The sequence below is a fragment of the Streptomyces sp. NBC_00239 genome, from assembly GCF_036194065.1.
Lineage (GTDB): Bacteria > Actinomycetota > Actinomycetes > Streptomycetales > Streptomycetaceae > Streptomyces.
The window spans coordinates 7,216,734-7,233,277 of sequence record NZ_CP108095.1; the positions used below are offsets into that span (position 1 = coordinate 7,216,734).

Consider the following 16,544-nt stretch of genomic DNA (forward strand, 5'->3'; position numbering starts at 1 on the left):
AGGGAGCCTAGTGCTCCGCCCGTGGAATGGAACCGTGCGTGCAGGGGCCGTACGGGGCACGCCGACCGTATCCGGCCTGTCCCCGTACGGACCGGCCGCCCCGCGCGCGTCACCCGGGCGTGGGCGAGTCCTGCGCGCCTTGACGGGCGCCCGCGGGCCGCGTCGCGACGCCGCGGAGATCCGTCAGACACCCCCTAGGTCGGCGAGCAGCGCCCGGGCGAGCTCCAGCTCCGCCAGGTGCTGCCGCTCGCTCCATTTGAGGACCAGCTCCGGAAACGCCCACTGCGGCACGTCCCGGCTCTGCTCCTGCGCCGCCCGCACCTGCGCCAGTTCGCCGAGGGTGCGCTCCGCGTGCTCCGCGACCAGCTCCCGCAGCCGGTCCGGGTCGGCGAGGTGGCCCAGCCAGACGCGCAGCAGCAGGCTGTGCTTGAGCACCGGCGGCCCGGACTCGCCGGTGTCGGCGGCCCAGCGGGCCAGCGCCGCCCTGCCCCGCGGGGTGATGGCGTAGCGCCGTTTCGCGCGCGCCTCCTCGGGGCCCGAGCGCCGCGAGCCGGCGTACCCGAGCTCCTCGAGGCGGCGCAGCTCGGCGTAGATCTGGCTGATCGCCGGCGACCAGTAGAAGAAGCGGAGTGAGGAGTCGGCCCACTTCTTCAGCTCGTACCCGGTCCGCTCGCCGGGGAACGAGAGCAGCCCCAGCACCGCCCACGCGGTGGCCGGCAGATCGTCCGGCCGTCGCTCTTGCTTCTTCGAGGTCTGACTATTAGTCATATTCCGAATTGAAGTAAGGCCCGGCACGGAACGCAACCCTGGAGGCACCGTGAAATTCTCCGTGATCTTCGAGGCACAGCTCGCCGACCCCACCGTGGAACGCGAGCACCAGGTCATCCGCGACTGCGTCGAACAGGCGGTGTTCGCCGAGGAGATGGGCTTCGACCGGATCTGGGCGGTGGAGCACCACTCCCTGCGCTGGTACGCGCACATGAGCGCTCCGGAGATCTTCCTGACCTTCGTGGCGGCCCGGACCAAGACCATCCGCATCGGCCACGGCGTGGTGTGCATGCCCTTCAACTTCAACCACCCCGTCCGCGTCGCCGAACGCGCCGCCATGCTCGACCTGCTCTCCGGCGGCCGGCTCGACCTCGGCGCCGGCCGCGGCGGCACCCGGCAGGAGACCTCCCTGTGCGGAGTCGACCCCGACCGCACCACCCAGGAGGTCGAGGAGGCCCTGCGGATCATCGGGAAGGCCTGGCAGGAGGACGAGCTGGAGTACCACGGCGAGCTGATCGACATCGACCCGCACCCGATCCTGCCGCGCCCCCGCCAGCACCCGCACCCGCCGCTCTTCCTGGCCTGCTCACGCGCCGAGACCCTCGTCCAGGCCGCCGAGCTGGGCATCGGCGCCCTGGTGATGGGCTTCGCCGGACCCGGGCCCATCGCCGCGATGCGGGAGGCGTACGACGCGGCGATCGCGGCCCGGGACGGCGGCCGGTTCGTGTCGACCGCGGTCAACGACCACTTCTCGGTGCTCTGCCCCACCATCGTCCTCGACGACCGCGCGGAGGCGCAGCGCATCGGGATCCGCGGCCAGCGCTTCTTCGCGCAGTCCATCGGGCACTGGTACGGCGGCGCCGGCATCCCCGACGAGGCGGTCACCGAGGGCGCCGACGAGGCGGCCGAGCTGCGCCGCGCCGCCGAGCAGGTGGTGGCCCGGCTGCACGAGCAGGACATCCCGGTCCGCCCCACCTCCACCGCCACCTTCAACGCCGACCACGCCTACGGCACGGCCGACGACGCCATCGCGTACGTCGAACGTCTCGGGGCGGCCGGGGCCGACGAGGTCATGTGCCTGATCCAGATGGGCACCGTCCCGCAGGAGGCCTGCATGGAGACCCTGCGGCAGTGGGGCGAGAAGGTCATCCCGCACTTCCGCGCGGCCTGAGCGGACACCGACCATGACCGGCCGCCCCGACCCCGAGCGCCCCGACCCCGTGCGCACCTCCGCTCCCTCGGCCCCGCCCGACCCCGTGCCCCCCGCCGACACCCCCGACCGCACCGCCCGCCCGGGCCGCCCCGGCCCCGCCCGCGGGCTCGACCCCGAGGCGCGCCCGTACGCCGAAGCCCTCGCCGCCGTCTTCCCCGACCTCGGCGGCGCCGTCACCGACGCCGCCGAGGCCCGCCGGCTGCTGGCCGCCGCGTCCCGCCCGGCCGGCCCGCCCCCGGCGGTCGGCGCCGTGAACGACCGGACCGTCCCCGGCCCGGCCGGGGCGCCGCCCGTGCCCGTACGGGTCTACCGGCCCGACCCGGCGCGGTGGCCCGGCCCGCGGCCGACCGTGGTCTTCTGCCACGGCGGCGGCTTCGTGCTCTGCGACCTCGACACCCACGACCGCACCGTCCGCAACCTGTGCCGGGCGGCGGGCGCCGTCGTCGTGTCCGTCGACTACCGGCGGGCCCCCGAGCACCCGTACCCGGCCGCGCTGCTCGACGCGTACGCCGCCCTGTGCTGGGCCGGGGAGCGGGTGGCGGAGCTCGGCGGGGACCCCGGCGCCCTCGTCGTGGCCGGCGACAGCGCCGGCGGCAACCTCGCCACCGCCTCGCTGCTGCTCGCGGCCCGGCGGGGCGGTCCGCCGGTGGCGCTCCAGGTGCTGGCGTACCCCATGCTCTCGGCCGCCATGGACCTGGACGCGTACCGGCGCCACGCGCACGGGCCCTACCTCACCACCGTGCACCTGCGCTGGTTCTGGGAGCAGTACCTCGGTCCCGGCGGCGACCGCCGGGACCCCCTGGCCGCCCCGCTTGAGGCCGGCGCCGAGGCCCTCGCGGCCCTGCCGCCGGCCCATCTGGTGCTCGCGGGTCGCGATCCGCTGTGTGATGACGGACACGTGTACGCCCGGCTGCGGCGCTCGCGCGGTGCCCCCGTGACGGTGGACCTGTACCCCGGGATGTTCCACGGATTCCTCGCGCTGTCCGCTCAACTCCCGCAAGCCGGCCGGGCTCTGGCAATTCTGGGCGAAGTCGTCGCCGCCACCCTGGATCGCGGGAAGAATTCCGGTGGATCAGGGGTGGCCGCAGGATAATTTCCTGGATCCCCTCTTGAGCGGGAGAGCCTCACATGCCTACGCTGTCTTTACGTGAGGTTCTCCTGTGGAGGAAGTGACATGACGGAAACTCTTGTGCAGGGTGCCACCGGTGGCGCCATAACCGCCGGTGCCCGGGTGGTGGACCACCCGGCATGGCCCGTGCTCAAGGCCGCCGTGGAAGAGATCCGCCCTTGGCAGTCCAAGGACGGTTCGATCGACTTCGAGGCCGAGGGCGCCCCCGCCCCCGCCGCCGTCGAGGCCGCGGTGGAGCGCGTCGTCGCGTCCGTCGAGGAGCTCTCCCCGCTGCTGCCGCACGCCACCGCCTACCACCGGGCCGTCGTGGCCGACCTGCGCAAGTGGGTCGCGGACGGCTTCAAGGTGCCGGACTTCCTGGACTCCCTGCTGGCCTTCCACCCGGCCGCCGAGCGCGCCGACGGGCTCCAGCACCTGGTCGTCTTCCCGATGTACACCCAGAACGGCAACCTCGACCGCAACTTCGAGGCCGTCGTCCTGAAGATGGTGTGGCCCGAGTGGCTCGCCGAGCTCGAGCGCACCCGGTACGACAACCCGCTCTTCCTCGGCATCACCTTCGAGGACTTCACCCCGGGTTACGACACCCACTCCGCGGTGCTGTTCCCGGAGACCATCGCCGTGCGCGAGGCCCCCGAGCGCTTCACCTGGGGCGGCATCTTCTGCGACCGCGAGGCCGCCCGCTACCGCAAGGTCACCGCGGCCGCCGTCGACGTCCTGGGCATCGAGCTGCCCGAGGACATCGCCGCGATGGTCCAGGACCAGGGCCGCTGCGAGAAGGCGTTCGTCCTGTGGGACATGGTCCACGACCGCACCCACAGCCACGGCGACCTGCCGTTCGACCCCTTCATGATCAAGCAGCGCCAGCCGTTCTGGATGTACGGCCTGGAGGAGCTGCGCTGCGACCTCACCGCCTTCAAGGAGGCCGTGAAGCTGGAGTCCGAGGGCAACGAGCACGGCCGTGACGTGCAGTACGCCGTCCTGTTCGACCGGATGTTCCGCTTCCCGGTCTCCGGTGACCGCAACCGCAACTACGACGGTCTCGGCGGCCAGCTGCTCTTCGCGTACCTGCACAAGCACGACGTGGTGCGCTGGACCGACAACAAGCTGAAGATCGACTGGATGCGCGCCCCGCAGGTCACCAACCAGCTGTGCGCCGAGATCGAGGACCTGTACCGGGCCGGCATCGACCGCCCCAAGCTCGTCCACTGGTTCAAGGCGTACGAGCTCGTCTCCACCTACCTGGCCCCGCACCCGGGCTCCAAGTGGGCCAAGGGTCCCGACGCCCTCGACCTGACGCAGCCGCCGCGCAAGCTCGTGGACGACGTGCTCGCGGACGAGTTTCCGCTCAGCATGTTCTATGAGGCGCTCGCCAAGAAGCTCAAGTCCGTGATCGCCTCCACCGAGGGCATCACCGCGGCGAACGCCGAGCAGGTCGCCGCGTGAACGACCGCGCACAGGAGGCAGCAGTCATGAACGGCTCCGGGAACGGCAACGGCAAGCTGAGCGGCGCGGTCGTCGCGGTGGCCGGGGCCGGCGGCCCCGCCGGCAAGGCGGCCGTGCTCCGCCTCGCCGAGGCGGGCGCGATCGTGGTGGCGTCCGACGCCGACGCGACACGGCTCGCCGAGTCCGTGGACGCGGCGCGCTACGCGCACGGCGGCGCCACCGTCATCGGCGACACCGTCGACCTGCTCGACCTCGACGCCACCAAGGAGTGGGCGGCGCGGACCGAGAAGGAATTCGGCCGCGTCGACGGCCTGGTCCACCTCGTCGGCGGCTGGCGCGGCAGCAAGACCTTCACCGACGTCGACCTCGCGGACTGGGACTTCCTGGAGAAGCTCCTCATCCGCACGGTCCAGCACACCTCGCTGGCCTTCCACGACGGCCTGCTGCGCAGCGACCTCGGCCGGTACGTGCTGATCAGCCAGTCCGGCGCGCACAAGCCGGTCGCGAACAACGCCGCCTACAACGCGGGCAAGGCGGCCGCCGAGGCCTGGACCCTCGCGCTCGCCGACTCCTTCCGCAAGGCCGGGGGCGAGGACGGCCCGCAGGCCGCGGCTGCGATCCTGGTCATCAAGGCACTGGTGCACGACGCGATGCGCGCCGAGCGCCCCAATGCGAAGTTCGCGGGCTTTACCGACGTCAAGGAGCTGGCCGAGGCCATCGCCGCCGTCTGGGACCGGCCCGCCTCGGAAGTGAACGGACAGCGTCTGTGGCTCACCCCGCAACCCTGAGGACCGACGCCCGCCGCCACCATGACCCGGCGGTGCGCGGGTTCGCCAGCGACAACTACGCCGGCGTCCACCCGGAGATCCTCGAGGCGATAGCCCTCGCCAACGGCGGCCACCAGGTCTCCTACGGCGAGGACGAGTACACCGAACACCTGCAGAAGATCATCCGCAGCCACTTCGGCCCGTACGCGGAGGCCTTCCCGGTCTTCAACGGCACGGGTGCGAACGTCACCGCGCTGCAGGCGATGACCGACCGCTGGGGTGCGGTGATCTGCGCCAAGACCGCCCACATCAACGTGGACGAGGGCGGCGCGCCGGAGCGGATGGCGGGCATCAAGCTGCTCGCCGTCCCCACCCCGGACGGCAAGCTCACCCCCGAGCTGATCGACCAGGAGGCCTGGGGCTTCGAGGACGAGCACCGGGCGATGCCGCAGGTCGTGTCGATCACCCAGAACACCGAGCTGGGCACGGTCTACACCCCGGACGAGATCCGGGCCATCTGCGAGCACGCGCACGGGCTCGGCATGAAGGTCCACCTCGACGGGGCGCGGATAGCCAACGCCGCGGCCTCGCTGGACGTCCCGATGCGGGCGTTCACCAACGCCGTGGGCGTCGACGTGCTGTCCTACGGCGGCACGAAGAACGGCATGATGTTCGGCGAGGCCATCGTGGTGCTGAACCCCGACGCGGTCCGCCAGATGAAGCACATCCGCAAGATGTCCATGCAGCTGGCGTCGAAGATGCGTTTCGTCTCGGTGCAGCTGGAGGCCCTGCTGGCCAAGGACCTGTGGCTGCGCAACGCCCGCCAGGGCAACGAGATGGCCCAGCGGCTCGCCGCCGGCGTCCGCCAGGTCGACGGGGTGGAGATCCTCTACCCGGTGCAGGCCAACGCGGTCTTCGCGCGGCTGCCGCACGAGGTGACCCGTCGCCTGCAGAAGCGTTTCCGCTTCTACTTCTGGGACGAGGCCGCGGGTGACGTCCGCTGGATGTGCGGATTCGACACGCAGCCGGAGGACGTGGACGCCTTCCTCCAGGCCCTCAAGGAAGAAATGGCCCGCTGATTCGATAGTCATGCGGACTGGCGTATAGGTATGCTCCTGGATCATGGAATTGATCCAGGAGCAGCCTGACGTTTCCGCCTATCTGGCGGCTGATGACGCGATCGACCACGGCCATCCGCTGGTCCGCCGGACGGCGGCCGCCCTGCGTGCCGCCGTCACCCCCGATCCGGCCGGCGGTGCCGACGGCGGCGGGTCCGCGTGCGCCCGCGTCTACGCCGAGGCGGCCTTCGACTTCGTCCGCGACACGATCCCGCACTCGGCCGACGCGGGGGACCCGCGCGTCACCTGGCGCGCCTCCGACGTGCTCGCCCTGCGGACGGGCATCTGCTACGCCAAGTCCCACGCCCTCGCCGCCCTGTTGCGGGCCGAGGGCATCCCGACCGCCCTCTGCTACCAGCGCCTGGCGGACGACGACGGGACGAACCCGGTCGTCCACGGCCTGGTCGCTGTCCTGCTGCCCGGCCGGGGAGCCTGGGCGCGGCAGGACCCGCGCGGCAACAGGCCCGGCGTCGACGCCCGGTTCGCGCTCGACCGGGAGCAACTGGCCTTCCCGGTCCGCCCGGAGCTGGGGGAGGTCGACTATCCCGTGCTCCATGCCGCCCCGCACCCGGCGCCGCTCGCGGCGCTCCGGCAATCGCCCGACCGCCCCGCCCTCTGGAAAGCCCTTCCGACCGCGCTCGCGTAGGCCCACCGACCGGTCGGCAGGGGACCCCTGCGTGCCGCGGGGCAGGCGATAGGAAAGTTTCCTGTCGATAACGTTGTCACGTTGACATGGGCATGAGTATGTTCGGCCGCAGGAATCCCTCCCTCCGACAGGAAGGCGCTCCATGCGTTACGGACTCCCCGCCGGGGTCGCGGCCCTCGCCCTCGGCCTGGCCGCAGCCCTGACCCTCACCCCCGCCGCGCACGCCGGACCGACGGGAGCGGCCGGGCCCGCCGCGGCGGCCGCCCCCGCCGCCTTCGCCCACCCCGGCGTGCTGAACAGCCGGGCGCAGCTGGACTTCGTACGGACCCAGGTGCAGGCGGGCCGGCAGCCGTGGAAGTCGGCGTTCGACCAGATGCTCGGCAGCAAGTACGGCTCGCTCGCGCGCACGCCCAGGCCGCGCGCGATCGTGGAGTGCGGCTCCTACTCCAACCCGAACAACGGCTGTACGGAGGAGCGCGAGGACGCCATCGCCGCGTACAGCCACGGGCTCGCCTGGTACGTCACCCGGGACGCGCGCCACGCGCGGAAGGCGATCGAACTGATGGACGCCTGGTCCGCCACGATCAAGGACCACACCAACAGCAACGCGCCGCTCCAGAGCGGCTGGTCGGGTTCGAGCTGGGCACGCGCCGCGGAACTCGTCAAGCACACGTACACCGGCGGCTGGCCGAACCAGGGGCGCTTCGCCACCATGCTGCGGAACGTCTACCTGCCCGAGGTGGTGGACGGCCGGCCGAGCAGCAACGGCAACTGGGAACTCATCATGACGGACGCCGCGATCGGCATCGCCGTCCACCTCGACGACAAGGCCGCCTACGACAAGGCCATGGCGATCTACCTCGGCCGGGTCCCCGCGTACTTCTACCTGAAGACCGACGGCGCGCAGCCCGCGTACCCGCCGCGCTCGCACATCGACACGCCCGCCGAGCTCGTCGACTACTGGCACGGCCAGAGCACCTTCGTCGACGGCCTCGCCCAGGAGACCTGCCGGGACTTCGGGCACACCGGCATGGGCATCGCGGCGGCCATGCACGTCGCCGAGACCTCACGCATCCAAGGACGCGACCTCTACCCGCAGTTCAAGGACCGCTTCCGGCACGCGCTCGGCTTCCACGCCCGCTACGAACTCGGCGAGGCCGTGCCGTCCTGGCTGTGCCGCGGGAGCGTGACCAAGGGCCTCGGCCCGGCCACCGAGGTCGGGTACAACGCCCTGCACACGCGGCTCGGCGTCACCATGGAGAAGACCCGCACCCTCACCGAGGGCCGCCGCCCGGCCGGCACCGACAACCACTTCGAGGCGTGGGAGACCCTCACGCACGCCGACAACCCGAACTGACGCACGCCGACAACCGGACTGACGGGCGCCCACGGCCCGAACTGACGGGCCGGCGGCGGAACGGCAGCCGCCCCGGGCCGCCCGGACCGCCGGGCCGGGCGGCTCAGCCCGCGTCGCGGACCTCGGCCGGAGTCGGCGCGGTGCCGCCGAGGTGGGCCGGCAGCCACCAGGAGTCCTCGGTGCCCTTGGGCTTGGCCGGGTAGGCGCGCTGCGCAGCGTCCAGCAGCTCCTGGACCCGCTCGCGCAGCCGGCGGGTGATCGCGCCCGCGTACTGGTCGGCGGGCGCCTCCATGGGCTCGCCGACCCGCATGGTCACGGGGATGTGGCTGCGGCGCAGGTCCTTCGGGCGGCCCTTGGTCCACAGCCGCTGGGTACCCCACAGCGCCATCGGGATCAGCGGGACGCCGGCCTCCTGGGCCATGCGCGCGGCACCCGACTTGAAGCTCTTCAGCGTGAACGACTGGGAGATCGTCGCCTCCGGGAAGACGCCGATGATCTCGCCCGACCGCAGCGCGCGCAGCGCCTCCTGGTAGGCCGCCTCACCCTGGGTCCGGTCCACCGGGATGTGCTTCATCGCGCGCATCAGGGGACCCGACACCTTGTGCCGGAACACCGACTCCTTCGCCATGAAGCGCACCAGCCGCTTCGAGGGCCGGGCGGTCAGGCCGGTGAAGATGAAGTCGAGGTAGCCGATGTGGTTGGAGACCAGCACGGCCCCGCCCTGGCGCGGGATGTTCTCGGTGCCCTTCATGTCGATGCGGATGTCCAGCGCACGGAACAGGGAGTGCGCGGCACCGACGACCGGGGGGTAGACGAGCTCTGCCATGCGGGGAGACCCCTTCTTTCTGCCTGGGAGGTTCTCCCGTGGAAGTTACGCCATCGTAGGTACGTGGCAAGGGGATCGTGCCCCATGGCGGCCCTGCTGGCCAGTTGAGAGGCATGTGCCCGGAGAGATTCTCGTCACGCCGGGAATGCGGCGGGTCACGGGGGCGCTCGGAACTGCGTACGGGCCGGAACGAGCGGGTGCAGGGGAGTGCGGGTGCGCGGGCAGGACGAGGGCAGGCGGCTGGGGGCCGCGGAACTGGGCGCGGAGCCGGGGGAGCGGGCGACGCTGGTCCAGTTCTCCAGCGCCTTCTGCCAGCCGTGCCGCGCCACCCGGCGGATCCTCGCGGAGGTCGCCGCGCTGGTCCCGGGGGTCGCGCACATCGAGATCGACGCGGAGGAGCACCTCGGCCTGGTCCGGGAGCTGGGCATCGAGAAGACCCCGACCGTCCTCGTCCTCGACGCGGCCGGGGCGATCGTGCGGCGCGCGGCGGGCATGCCGCGCAAGGCGGACGTGATCGCCGCACTCGGCGCGGCGATCTGACCGGTCGGCCGCCGGGCGTCGGCCGTCGCGCGCCGAGTGCGGCGATCACGTCCGCCGATCGCCGGCCGGTCGGCGGACCTCCTCCTCGGGCATCCCGGGCCCCTCGTCCGTGCGTTCGGGCCCCGGTCCGTGCTTCCGTCCGGGCCGTGACCCCGCTCGCATCTCGCCGTAGTGGCTTGACTGCACCCGCTCACCGTCGACAGGCTGACCGCATGCGGTCTGAACTCCTTCTTTACGGACGGATCCACGTCGATCTCGTCCGCCACGCGAGCGCGCGCTGTCAGGGTTCGTGAACAGCCCTCACCCGCAGCAGACGACTCCGAAGGACATTCGCATGACGGCTCAGACCGCATTCCCCGCCACCCCCCTCCAGGGCTCGCCCGAACTCCTGCGCTCCGTCTTCCGGCAGCACGCCGCCGGCGTCGCGGTGATCACCGCTGCCCGGGGCGACCGGCCGGTGGGCTTCACCGCCACCTCGCTCAGCTCGGTCGCCGCCGAGCCGCCGCTGCTGTCGTTCTCCATGGGCACCGGCTCCTCCAGCTGGCCCGTGATCGCCGAGACGGAACACATCGGCGTCCACATACTCGGCGAGCACCAGGCCGAGCTGGCCGGGCTGTTCGCCCGCAGCGGCGCCGACCGGTTCGGGCCGGGCACCGACTGGCACACCGGGCCCGAGGGCGTGCCGGTGCTGGACGGCGTACCGGCCTGGCTGGTGTGCCGGGTGGTCGCCCGCGTGCCGGCCGGCACGCACCGGCTGGTGCTCGCCGAGGTGGTCGCGGGCGAGCCCGCGGCGCAGGTCGCGGAGCGGGCCCGGCCGCTGCTCTACCACCAGGGCCGCTTCAACGCGCTGCGCGACTGAGTCGTGCCTGTTGGCGGGCACTTTTCGGCCGCGCCGGGCGTTGGCAAGGTCACAGTTCCCCGAGCTTGATTCCTGGCGGGACGCACGGTGTACTGACGAGTAACATTTCGTTCGGAGCGCGGGTCGCCCCGACCGGGATCCGCCCAGTAAGGCGCCTATGCTGCCCTCACAGGGCAGCAGCCAGAAAAGACGATGCAGTAGGAGAGCCGGCGTGAGCTTGAGGATCGTTGTCTGTGTGAAGTACGTGCCCGACGCCACCGGCGACCGGCACTTCGCCGATGACCTGACCGTCGACCGCGACGACGTCGACGGCCTGCTGTCGGAGCTCGACGAGTACGCCGTCGAGCAGGCGCTGCAGATCGCCGACGAGGCGGACGACGCCGAGGTGACCGTCCTGACGGTCGGCCCCGAGGACGCCAAGGACGCGCTGCGCAAGGCGCTGTCGATGGGTGCCGACAAGGCCATCCACGTCGAGGACGACGACCTGCACGGCACCGACGTCATGGGCACCTCGCTGGTGCTCGCCAAGGCGATCGAGAAGGCCGGCTATGACCTGGTCGTCACCGGCATGGCCTCCACCGACGGCACCATGGGCGTGCTGCCGGCGATCCTGGCCGAGCGCCTGGGCGTCCCGCAGGTCACCCTGCTCTCCGAGGTCAAGGTCGAGGACGGCACCGTCACCGGCCGCCGCGACGGCGACAGCGCCAGCGAGCAGCTCGAGGCCTCCCTGCCGGCCGTCGTCTCCGTGACCGACCAGTCCGGCGAGGCCCGCTACCCCTCCTTCAAGGGCATCATGGCCGCCAAGAAGAAGCCGGTTCAGGCCTGGGACCTGGAGGAGCTGGACATCGAGGCGGACGAGGTCGGCCTTGAGGGCGCGTGGACCGCGGTCGACTCCGCGGCGCAGCGCCCGGCCCGCACCGCGGGCAAGATCGTGACGGACGAGGGCGAGGGCGGCAAGCAGCTGGCCGCCTTCCTTGCGGAGCAGAAGTTCATCTAGAGCTGCCTGCCCGGCCGGAAGCCCATCCGAGCTCCGGCCGCTTCCTCAACCGCCCCCCGACATCCCGTAACAGCAGGAGAGCAGTCCCATGGCTGAAGTTCTCGTCTACGTCGACCACGTGGACGGCGCCGTCCGCAAGCCCACCCTTGAGCTGCTGACCCTGGCCCGCCGCATCGGCGAGCCGGTCGCGGTCGCCCTCGGCGCCGGCGCCGAGGCCACCGCCGCCACCCTCGCCGAGCACGGCGCGGTCAAGGTACTCACCGCCGACGCCCCGGAGTTCGCCGACTACCTCGTCGTGCCGAAGGTGGACGCGCTGCAGGCCGCCTACGACGCCGTTTCGCCGGCCGCCGTGCTGGTCCCGTCCTCCGCCGAGGGCAAGGAGATCGCGGCCCGCCTCGCGGTCCGCATCGGCTCCGGCATCATCACCGACGCCATCGACCTGGAGGCCGGTGACGAGGGCCCGGTCGCGACGCAGTCCGCGTTCGCCGCCTCCTTCACCACCAAGTCCCGTGTCTCCAAGGGCACTCCGGTCGTCACCGTCAAGCCGAACTCGGCTCCGGTCGAGGCCGCCCCGGCCGCGGGCGCCGTCGAGGCGCTGGCCGTCACCTTCGGTGCGCTGGCCACCGGCACCAAGGTCGTCGCCCGCACCCCGCGCGAGTCCACCGGCCGCCCCGAGCTGACCGAGGCCGCGATCGTGGTCTCCGGCGGCCGCGGCGTCAACGGTGCCGAGAACTTCGCGATCATCGAGGGGCTGGCCGACTCGCTCGGTGCCGCCGTCGGCGCCTCCCGCGCCGCCGTCGACGCCGGCTGGTACCCGCACTCCAACCAGGTCGGCCAGACCGGCAAGTCGGTCTCCCCGCAGCTGTACATCGCCTCGGGCATCTCCGGCGCGATCCAGCACCGGGCCGGCATGCAGACCTCGAAGACCATCGTGGCCATCAACAAGGACTCCGAGGCCCCGATCTTCGACCTGGTCGACTACGGCGTGGTCGGCGACCTGTTCCAGGTCGTCCCGCAGCTGACCGAGGAGATCCAGGCGCGCAAGGGCTAGTCCTGACCTGGGCATACTCCGTCTCCGGGGCCGTGTGGTGATTGTCACCGCACGGCCCCGAGTCGTTCCCACGAGTCGGACGGGAGACCATTGACGGAGCGGAATGCCCTGGCTAAATTCTGCTATGCGGATCAATGCTTCCGTGAAGCGGAAAAGAGGAGTGTGCAGGATGGGTCAGCAGGAGAAGGTGGCAACGAGCCTCGCCGGCGCGGTCAGCGAGGGCATCAGCGCTTCCCTCGCGCCGGTGGACGCGGAACTCGCGCGCCGCTACCCGGGCGACCCCGGCACCCGCCAGCCCATCCACACCGTCTACGTCCCCGGTGACGTGTTCGCCGCCGACACCATCCGCTCCTGGGGCGACCAGGCCCTCGCGGCCCTCGACGAGCACGCCCCGGACGCGGACACCTTCGCCAAGGTCCTCGGCATCTCCGACGAGCTGGCCGGCCCGGTCTACGACCGCGTACGCGCCAAGCTGGAGCGCGAGCCCATCGAGGACCTGCGCGTCGACTTCGAGGACGGCTTCGGCGTCCGCTCCGACGAGGAGGAGGACCAGGCGGCCGCCCGCGCCGCCCGGCTCGTCTCCGAGGCCTTCTCCAACGGCACCAACGCCCCCTACATGGGCATCCGCATGAAGTGCATGGAGTCCAACGTCCGCGACCGCGGCATCCGGACCACCGACGTGTTCCTGTCCGGCCTGCTCGAGCACGGCGGCCTCCCCGACGGCCTCGTGCTGACCCTGCCCAAGGTCACCTACGCCGAGCAGGTCTCCGCCTTCGTCGAGCTCCTGGAGGCCTTCGAGTCCTCCCGCGGCCTGCGCCCCGGCCGGATCGGCTTCGAGATCCAGATCGAGACCAGCCAGTCCATCGTGGCCTCCGACGGCACCGCCACCGTCGCCCGCATGATCGACGCCGCGAAGGGCCGCGCCACCGGGCTGCACTACGGCACCTTCGACTACAGCGCCTGCGTCGGCGTCTCCGCCGCCTACCAGTCCAGCGACCACCCGGCCGCCGACCACGCCAAGGCGATCATGCAGGTCGCGGCCGCGGGCACCGGCGTACGCGTCTCGGACGGCTCCACCAACGTCCTGCCGATCGGCTCGACGGAGCACGTCCACGAGGCCTGGAAGCTGCACTACGGCCTGACCCGCCGGGCCCTGGCCCGCGCCTACTACCAGGGCTGGGACATGCACCCGGCGCACCTGCCCACCCGTTACGCGGCCGTCTTCACCTTCTACCGCGAGGGCCTCGACGCCGCCGCGGCCCGGCTGAAGGCGTACGTCGCCAAGATCGAGGGCGACGTCATGGACGAGCCCGCCACCGCCAAGGCGCTGGCCGGCTACCTCGTACGCGGCCTCGACTGCGGCGCCGTCGGCGCCGAGGAGGTCACCGCCCTGACCGGCCTGACCCGCGCCGAACTGGACGCCTTCGCCATCCCGCGGCGCTCGGCGACCCTGACGGCAACCGCCTGATCGTCGTCTCGCACGCCGCGCGGGCCGGAAGATCCAGCCCGCGCGGCGTTCTGAGCGCACCGGCGCGGATCGCCGGTCCGGGTCCGCTACGGATGCGGCGGCAGCTCGCCCGAGCCCCGGGCGATGAGCCGGGTCGGGAGCACGATCCGCTCCGGCGCGGGACGCGCCCCCGCCAGCCGGTCGAAGAGCCGCTCGGTGGCCACCCGCCCCAGTGCCGCCGCGTCCTGCGCGACCACCGTGACCGCGGGCCGCAGCAGATCGGCCAGCTCGAAGTCGTCGAATCCGACCAGCGCCACCGGCGGGACGCGGTCGGCCAGCACCCGTACCAGCGTCACCGTCACCCGGTTGTTCCCGGCGAACAGCGCGGTCACCGGTTCGCTGCCGGCCAGCATCGCCTCGGCCGCCCCGGCCACCCGGCCGGGCGCCGTCGAACCCGGTGCGACCCACGCGTCGTGCACCGGCAGCCCGGCCCGAGCCATCGCCTCCCGGTAGCCGCGCAGGCGCTCCGTCGCGGTGTGGATGCGGGGGTGGTCGCCGATGAAACCGATCCTGCTGTGCCCGTGCGCGATCAGGTGCGCGACCCCGTCGCGGGCCCCGCCGAAGCTGTCGGAGAGGACCACGTCCGCGTCGATCAGGCCGGCCGGGCGGTCCACGAACACCGTGGCCATGCCCGCCCGGATCTCCGGCTCCAGATAGCGGTGGTCGTCCCCGGCCGGGATGACCACCAGCCCTTCCACCCGGCGCGCGCACAGCGCCAGCGCCAGTTCCCGCTCCCGGTCCGGGTCCTCCGCGCTGGAACCGTTGATCAGCAGCGCGCCGTGCGCCCGCGCGACCTCTTCCACCGCGCGGTTCAGCGGACCGTAGAAGGGGTCGGCCAGGTCCTCCAGCACCAGGCCGATGCTCGCCGTGCGCCCCTTGCGGAGCACCCGTGCGCTGTCGTTGCGCCGGAAGCCGAGCGTGTCGATCGAGGCCTGCACCCTCCGCTCGGTTTCCGGGGTGACGCCCGCCTCGGCGTTGACGACCCGCGAGACCGTCTTGAGGCCGACCCCGGCGTGCGCGGCGACGTCCTTCATGGTCGGACGGCTGCCGTAGCGGGGCTCGGACGGGCGGGGCGGCATGGACACGGGCGGGGTCCTCCGGACTGTCGCGGGCGGCTGCGGGCGGTGCGGGCGGGCGCGGGGCGGGCCGAAAGCCGCCCCGGATTCCAGGGTAGGGCCTAGGACAACGTTGTCAGGGCCGAGATGGCCGGTAACCGCGTTTCCGTGACAGGGTGTTGCGGGCAAGCCACTGGGGGCTTCGGAAGAGGGGGATACGTGATTGTCTGGATCAACGGCACCTTCAGCGCCGGCAAGACCAGCACGGCACGCGAGCTGACCGGCCTGATACCGAACAGCACCCTGTACGACCCCGAGGTGATCGGCGGTGCCCTGCGCCATCTGCTGCCGCAGAAGCGCCTGGACGAGGTGACGGACTACCAGGACCTGCCCATCTGGCGCCGGCTGGTCGTCGACGGCGCCGCGGCGATGCTCGCCGAGCTGGGCGGAGTGCTCGTCGTGCCGATGACCCTGCTGCGCCAGGAGTACCGGGACGAGATCTTCGGCGGTCTCGCGTCGCGCCGGATCCCGGTGTGCCACGTGCTGCTCACCCCGGAGGAAACGATCCTGCGGGAGCGGATCGCGACCCGCGAGGACACCGACGTCCCGGAGGCGGAACGGGACGAGCGCGTCCGGCAGTGGGCCTACGACCACATCCCGGCCTACCTCGACGCCCTCGGCTGGCTGACCGCCGACGCCTTCGCCGTCGACAACAGCACGCTCACGCCCCGTGCGACCGCCGAACTCATCGCCGAGGCGGTGCGCGGCGGTCGGGCCGGCGCCTGCGAGATCGTGCAGACGCCCGAGCCGACCGGGGAGACCCTCGCCTCGGGGGTGCTGCTCTTCGACGAACAGGACCGGGTCCTGCTCGTGGACCCCACGTACAAGCCGGGCTGGGAGTTCCCGGGCGGCGTGGTCGAATCCGGCGAGGCGCCCGCCGAGGCCGGGATGCGCGAGGTCGCCGAGGAGCTCGGCCTCACCCTCGACGAGGTGCCGAAGCTGCTCGTCGTCGACTGGGAACCGCCGCGCGGCCCCTCGTACGGCGGGCTGCGGCTGCTGTTCGACGGCGGCCGGCTCGGGCCGGAACAGACCGGGCGGCTGCGACTGCCGGGGCCCGAGCTGCGCGCGTGGCGGTTCGTCTCCGAGGCCGAGGCGGCGGGCCTGCTGCCGCAGGTCCGCTTCGAGCGCCTGCGCTGGGCCCTGCGGGCACGCGAACGCGCCACCGTCCTGAACCTGGAGGCGGGCATCCCCGTCGGCTGACCTGACCT

At 72.3% G+C, this 16,544-nt stretch carries 16 protein-coding genes; 13 read left to right on the forward strand and 3 right to left on the reverse strand.

Translation table 11 applies throughout. The features are described from left to right. Positions 1-183: 183 nt before the first annotated feature. Positions 184-768 (reverse strand): PadR family transcriptional regulator, encoded by a 585-nt coding sequence (locus OG764_RS32080; protein WP_328971827.1) that lies wholly within the window; start codon positions 766-768, stop codon positions 184-186. Positions 769-817: 49 nt separating this feature from the next. Here OG764_RS32080 and OG764_RS32085 point away from each other — a divergent pair, with 49 nt between their 5' ends. The 7 genes from OG764_RS32085 (at position 818) to OG764_RS32115 (ending at position 8,441) form a co-directional block, all read left to right on the forward strand. After that, positions 818-1,939, forward strand: coding sequence for an LLM class flavin-dependent oxidoreductase (locus OG764_RS32085; RefSeq protein ID WP_328971828.1), 1,122 nt, complete (start codon positions 818-820; stop codon positions 1,937-1,939). 13 nt (positions 1,940-1,952) lie between these two features. Then, complete coding sequence (locus OG764_RS32090; protein ID WP_328971829.1) at positions 1,953-3,074, forward strand: alpha/beta hydrolase; 1,122 nt, start codon at positions 1,953-1,955, stop codon at positions 3,072-3,074. An 81-nt stretch (positions 3,075-3,155) separates the two neighbouring features. Continuing rightward, the gene (locus OG764_RS32095; protein ID WP_328971830.1) at positions 3,156-4,553 is read left to right on the forward strand and encodes a DUF6421 family protein; all 1,398 of its coding nucleotides are present in this window, start codon (positions 3,156-3,158) and stop codon (positions 4,551-4,553) included. 26 nt (positions 4,554-4,579) lie between these two features. After that, entirely contained in the window at positions 4,580-5,341 is a 762-nt protein-coding gene (locus tag OG764_RS32100; RefSeq protein ID WP_328971831.1) for an SDR family oxidoreductase, read from the forward strand. Beyond that, positions 5,338-6,399: a threonine aldolase family protein gene (locus OG764_RS32105; RefSeq protein ID WP_328973241.1), complete on the forward strand. Its 1,062-nt coding sequence runs from the start codon at positions 5,338-5,340 to the stop codon at positions 6,397-6,399. The genes OG764_RS32100 and OG764_RS32105 overlap by 4 nt, the downstream gene beginning before the upstream one ends. Positions 6,400-6,442: 43 nt before the next feature. Further along, a complete protein-coding gene (locus OG764_RS32110; protein ID WP_328971832.1) occupies positions 6,443-7,084 on the forward strand; it encodes a transglutaminase-like domain-containing protein in 642 nt (213 codons plus the stop codon). 142 nt (positions 7,085-7,226) lie between these two features. Beyond that, positions 7,227-8,441 (forward strand): alginate lyase family protein, encoded by a 1,215-nt coding sequence (locus OG764_RS32115; protein ID WP_328971833.1) that lies wholly within the window; start codon positions 7,227-7,229, stop codon positions 8,439-8,441. A 103-nt stretch (positions 8,442-8,544) separates the two neighbouring features. On the opposite strand, the gene OG764_RS32120 is transcribed toward OG764_RS32115, so the two are convergent. Further along, positions 8,545-9,267 (reverse strand): lysophospholipid acyltransferase family protein, encoded by a 723-nt coding sequence (locus OG764_RS32120; RefSeq protein WP_328971834.1) that lies wholly within the window; start codon positions 9,265-9,267, stop codon positions 8,545-8,547. Between the two features lie 207 nt (positions 9,268-9,474). Between OG764_RS32120 and OG764_RS32125 the strand changes: the two genes are divergently transcribed. The 5 genes from OG764_RS32125 to OG764_RS32145 all read left to right on the forward strand — a co-directional run bounded on the left by OG764_RS32125 (position 9,475) and on the right by OG764_RS32145 (position 14,182). Next, the gene (locus OG764_RS32125; protein WP_328971835.1) at positions 9,475-9,807 is read left to right on the forward strand and encodes a thioredoxin family protein; all 333 of its coding nucleotides are present in this window, start codon (positions 9,475-9,477) and stop codon (positions 9,805-9,807) included. A gap of 334 nt (positions 9,808-10,141) precedes the next feature. Further along, positions 10,142-10,666 carry a flavin reductase family protein gene (locus tag OG764_RS32130; protein ID WP_328971836.1) on the forward strand — a complete coding sequence of 175 codons (525 nt, stop codon included), beginning with the start codon at positions 10,142-10,144 and terminating at the stop codon, positions 10,664-10,666. 211 nt (positions 10,667-10,877) lie between these two features. After that, positions 10,878-11,663, forward strand: coding sequence for an electron transfer flavoprotein subunit beta/FixA family protein (locus tag OG764_RS32135; RefSeq protein WP_328971837.1), 786 nt, complete (start codon positions 10,878-10,880; stop codon positions 11,661-11,663). 88 nt (positions 11,664-11,751) lie between these two features. Next, positions 11,752-12,714 (forward strand): electron transfer flavoprotein subunit alpha/FixB family protein, encoded by a 963-nt coding sequence (locus tag OG764_RS32140; RefSeq protein WP_328971838.1) that lies wholly within the window; start codon positions 11,752-11,754, stop codon positions 12,712-12,714. Positions 12,715-12,883: 169 nt separating this feature from the next. Then, positions 12,884-14,182 carry a DUF6986 family protein gene (locus OG764_RS32145; protein ID WP_328971839.1) on the forward strand — a complete coding sequence of 433 codons (1,299 nt, stop codon included), beginning with the start codon at positions 12,884-12,886 and terminating at the stop codon, positions 14,180-14,182. An 86-nt stretch (positions 14,183-14,268) separates the two neighbouring features. On the opposite strand, the gene OG764_RS32150 is transcribed toward OG764_RS32145, so the two are convergent. Further along, positions 14,269-15,300 (reverse strand): LacI family DNA-binding transcriptional regulator, encoded by a 1,032-nt coding sequence (locus OG764_RS32150; RefSeq protein ID WP_328973242.1) that lies wholly within the window; start codon positions 15,298-15,300, stop codon positions 14,269-14,271. A 195-nt stretch (positions 15,301-15,495) separates the two neighbouring features. Here OG764_RS32150 and OG764_RS32155 point away from each other — a divergent pair, with 195 nt between their 5' ends. Continuing rightward, positions 15,496-16,536 carry an NUDIX hydrolase gene (locus OG764_RS32155; RefSeq protein ID WP_328971840.1) on the forward strand — a complete coding sequence of 347 codons (1,041 nt, stop codon included), beginning with the start codon at positions 15,496-15,498 and terminating at the stop codon, positions 16,534-16,536. Positions 16,537-16,544 lie beyond the last annotated feature (8 nt).

Excerpts from the sequence above, each read along its gene's own strand:
- OG764_RS32080 (WP_328971827.1), bottom strand. The coding sequence starts at position 768 with ATGACTAATAGTCAGACCTCGAAGAAGCAAGAGCGACGGCCGGACGAT.
- OG764_RS32090 (WP_328971829.1), top strand. The coding sequence starts at position 1,953 with ATGACCGGCCGCCCCGACCCCGAGCGCCCCGACCCCGTGCGCACCTCC.
- OG764_RS32095 (WP_328971830.1), top strand. The coding sequence starts at position 3,156 with ATGACGGAAACTCTTGTGCAGGGTGCCACCGGTGGCGCCATAACCGCC.
- OG764_RS32100 (WP_328971831.1), top strand. The coding sequence starts at position 4,580 with ATGAACGGCTCCGGGAACGGCAACGGCAAGCTGAGCGGCGCGGTCGTC.
- OG764_RS32110 (WP_328971832.1), top strand. The coding sequence starts at position 6,443 with ATGGAATTGATCCAGGAGCAGCCTGACGTTTCCGCCTATCTGGCGGCT.
- OG764_RS32115 (WP_328971833.1), top strand. The coding sequence starts at position 7,227 with ATGCGTTACGGACTCCCCGCCGGGGTCGCGGCCCTCGCCCTCGGCCTG.
- OG764_RS32120 (WP_328971834.1), bottom strand. The coding sequence starts at position 9,267 with ATGGCAGAGCTCGTCTACCCCCCGGTCGTCGGTGCCGCGCACTCCCTG.
- OG764_RS32130 (WP_328971836.1), top strand. The coding sequence starts at position 10,142 with ATGACGGCTCAGACCGCATTCCCCGCCACCCCCCTCCAGGGCTCGCCC.
- OG764_RS32140 (WP_328971838.1), top strand. The coding sequence starts at position 11,752 with ATGGCTGAAGTTCTCGTCTACGTCGACCACGTGGACGGCGCCGTCCGC.
- OG764_RS32145 (WP_328971839.1), top strand. The coding sequence starts at position 12,884 with ATGGGTCAGCAGGAGAAGGTGGCAACGAGCCTCGCCGGCGCGGTCAGC.
- OG764_RS32150 (WP_328973242.1), bottom strand. The coding sequence starts at position 15,300 with ATGCCGCCCCGCCCGTCCGAGCCCCGCTACGGCAGCCGTCCGACCATG.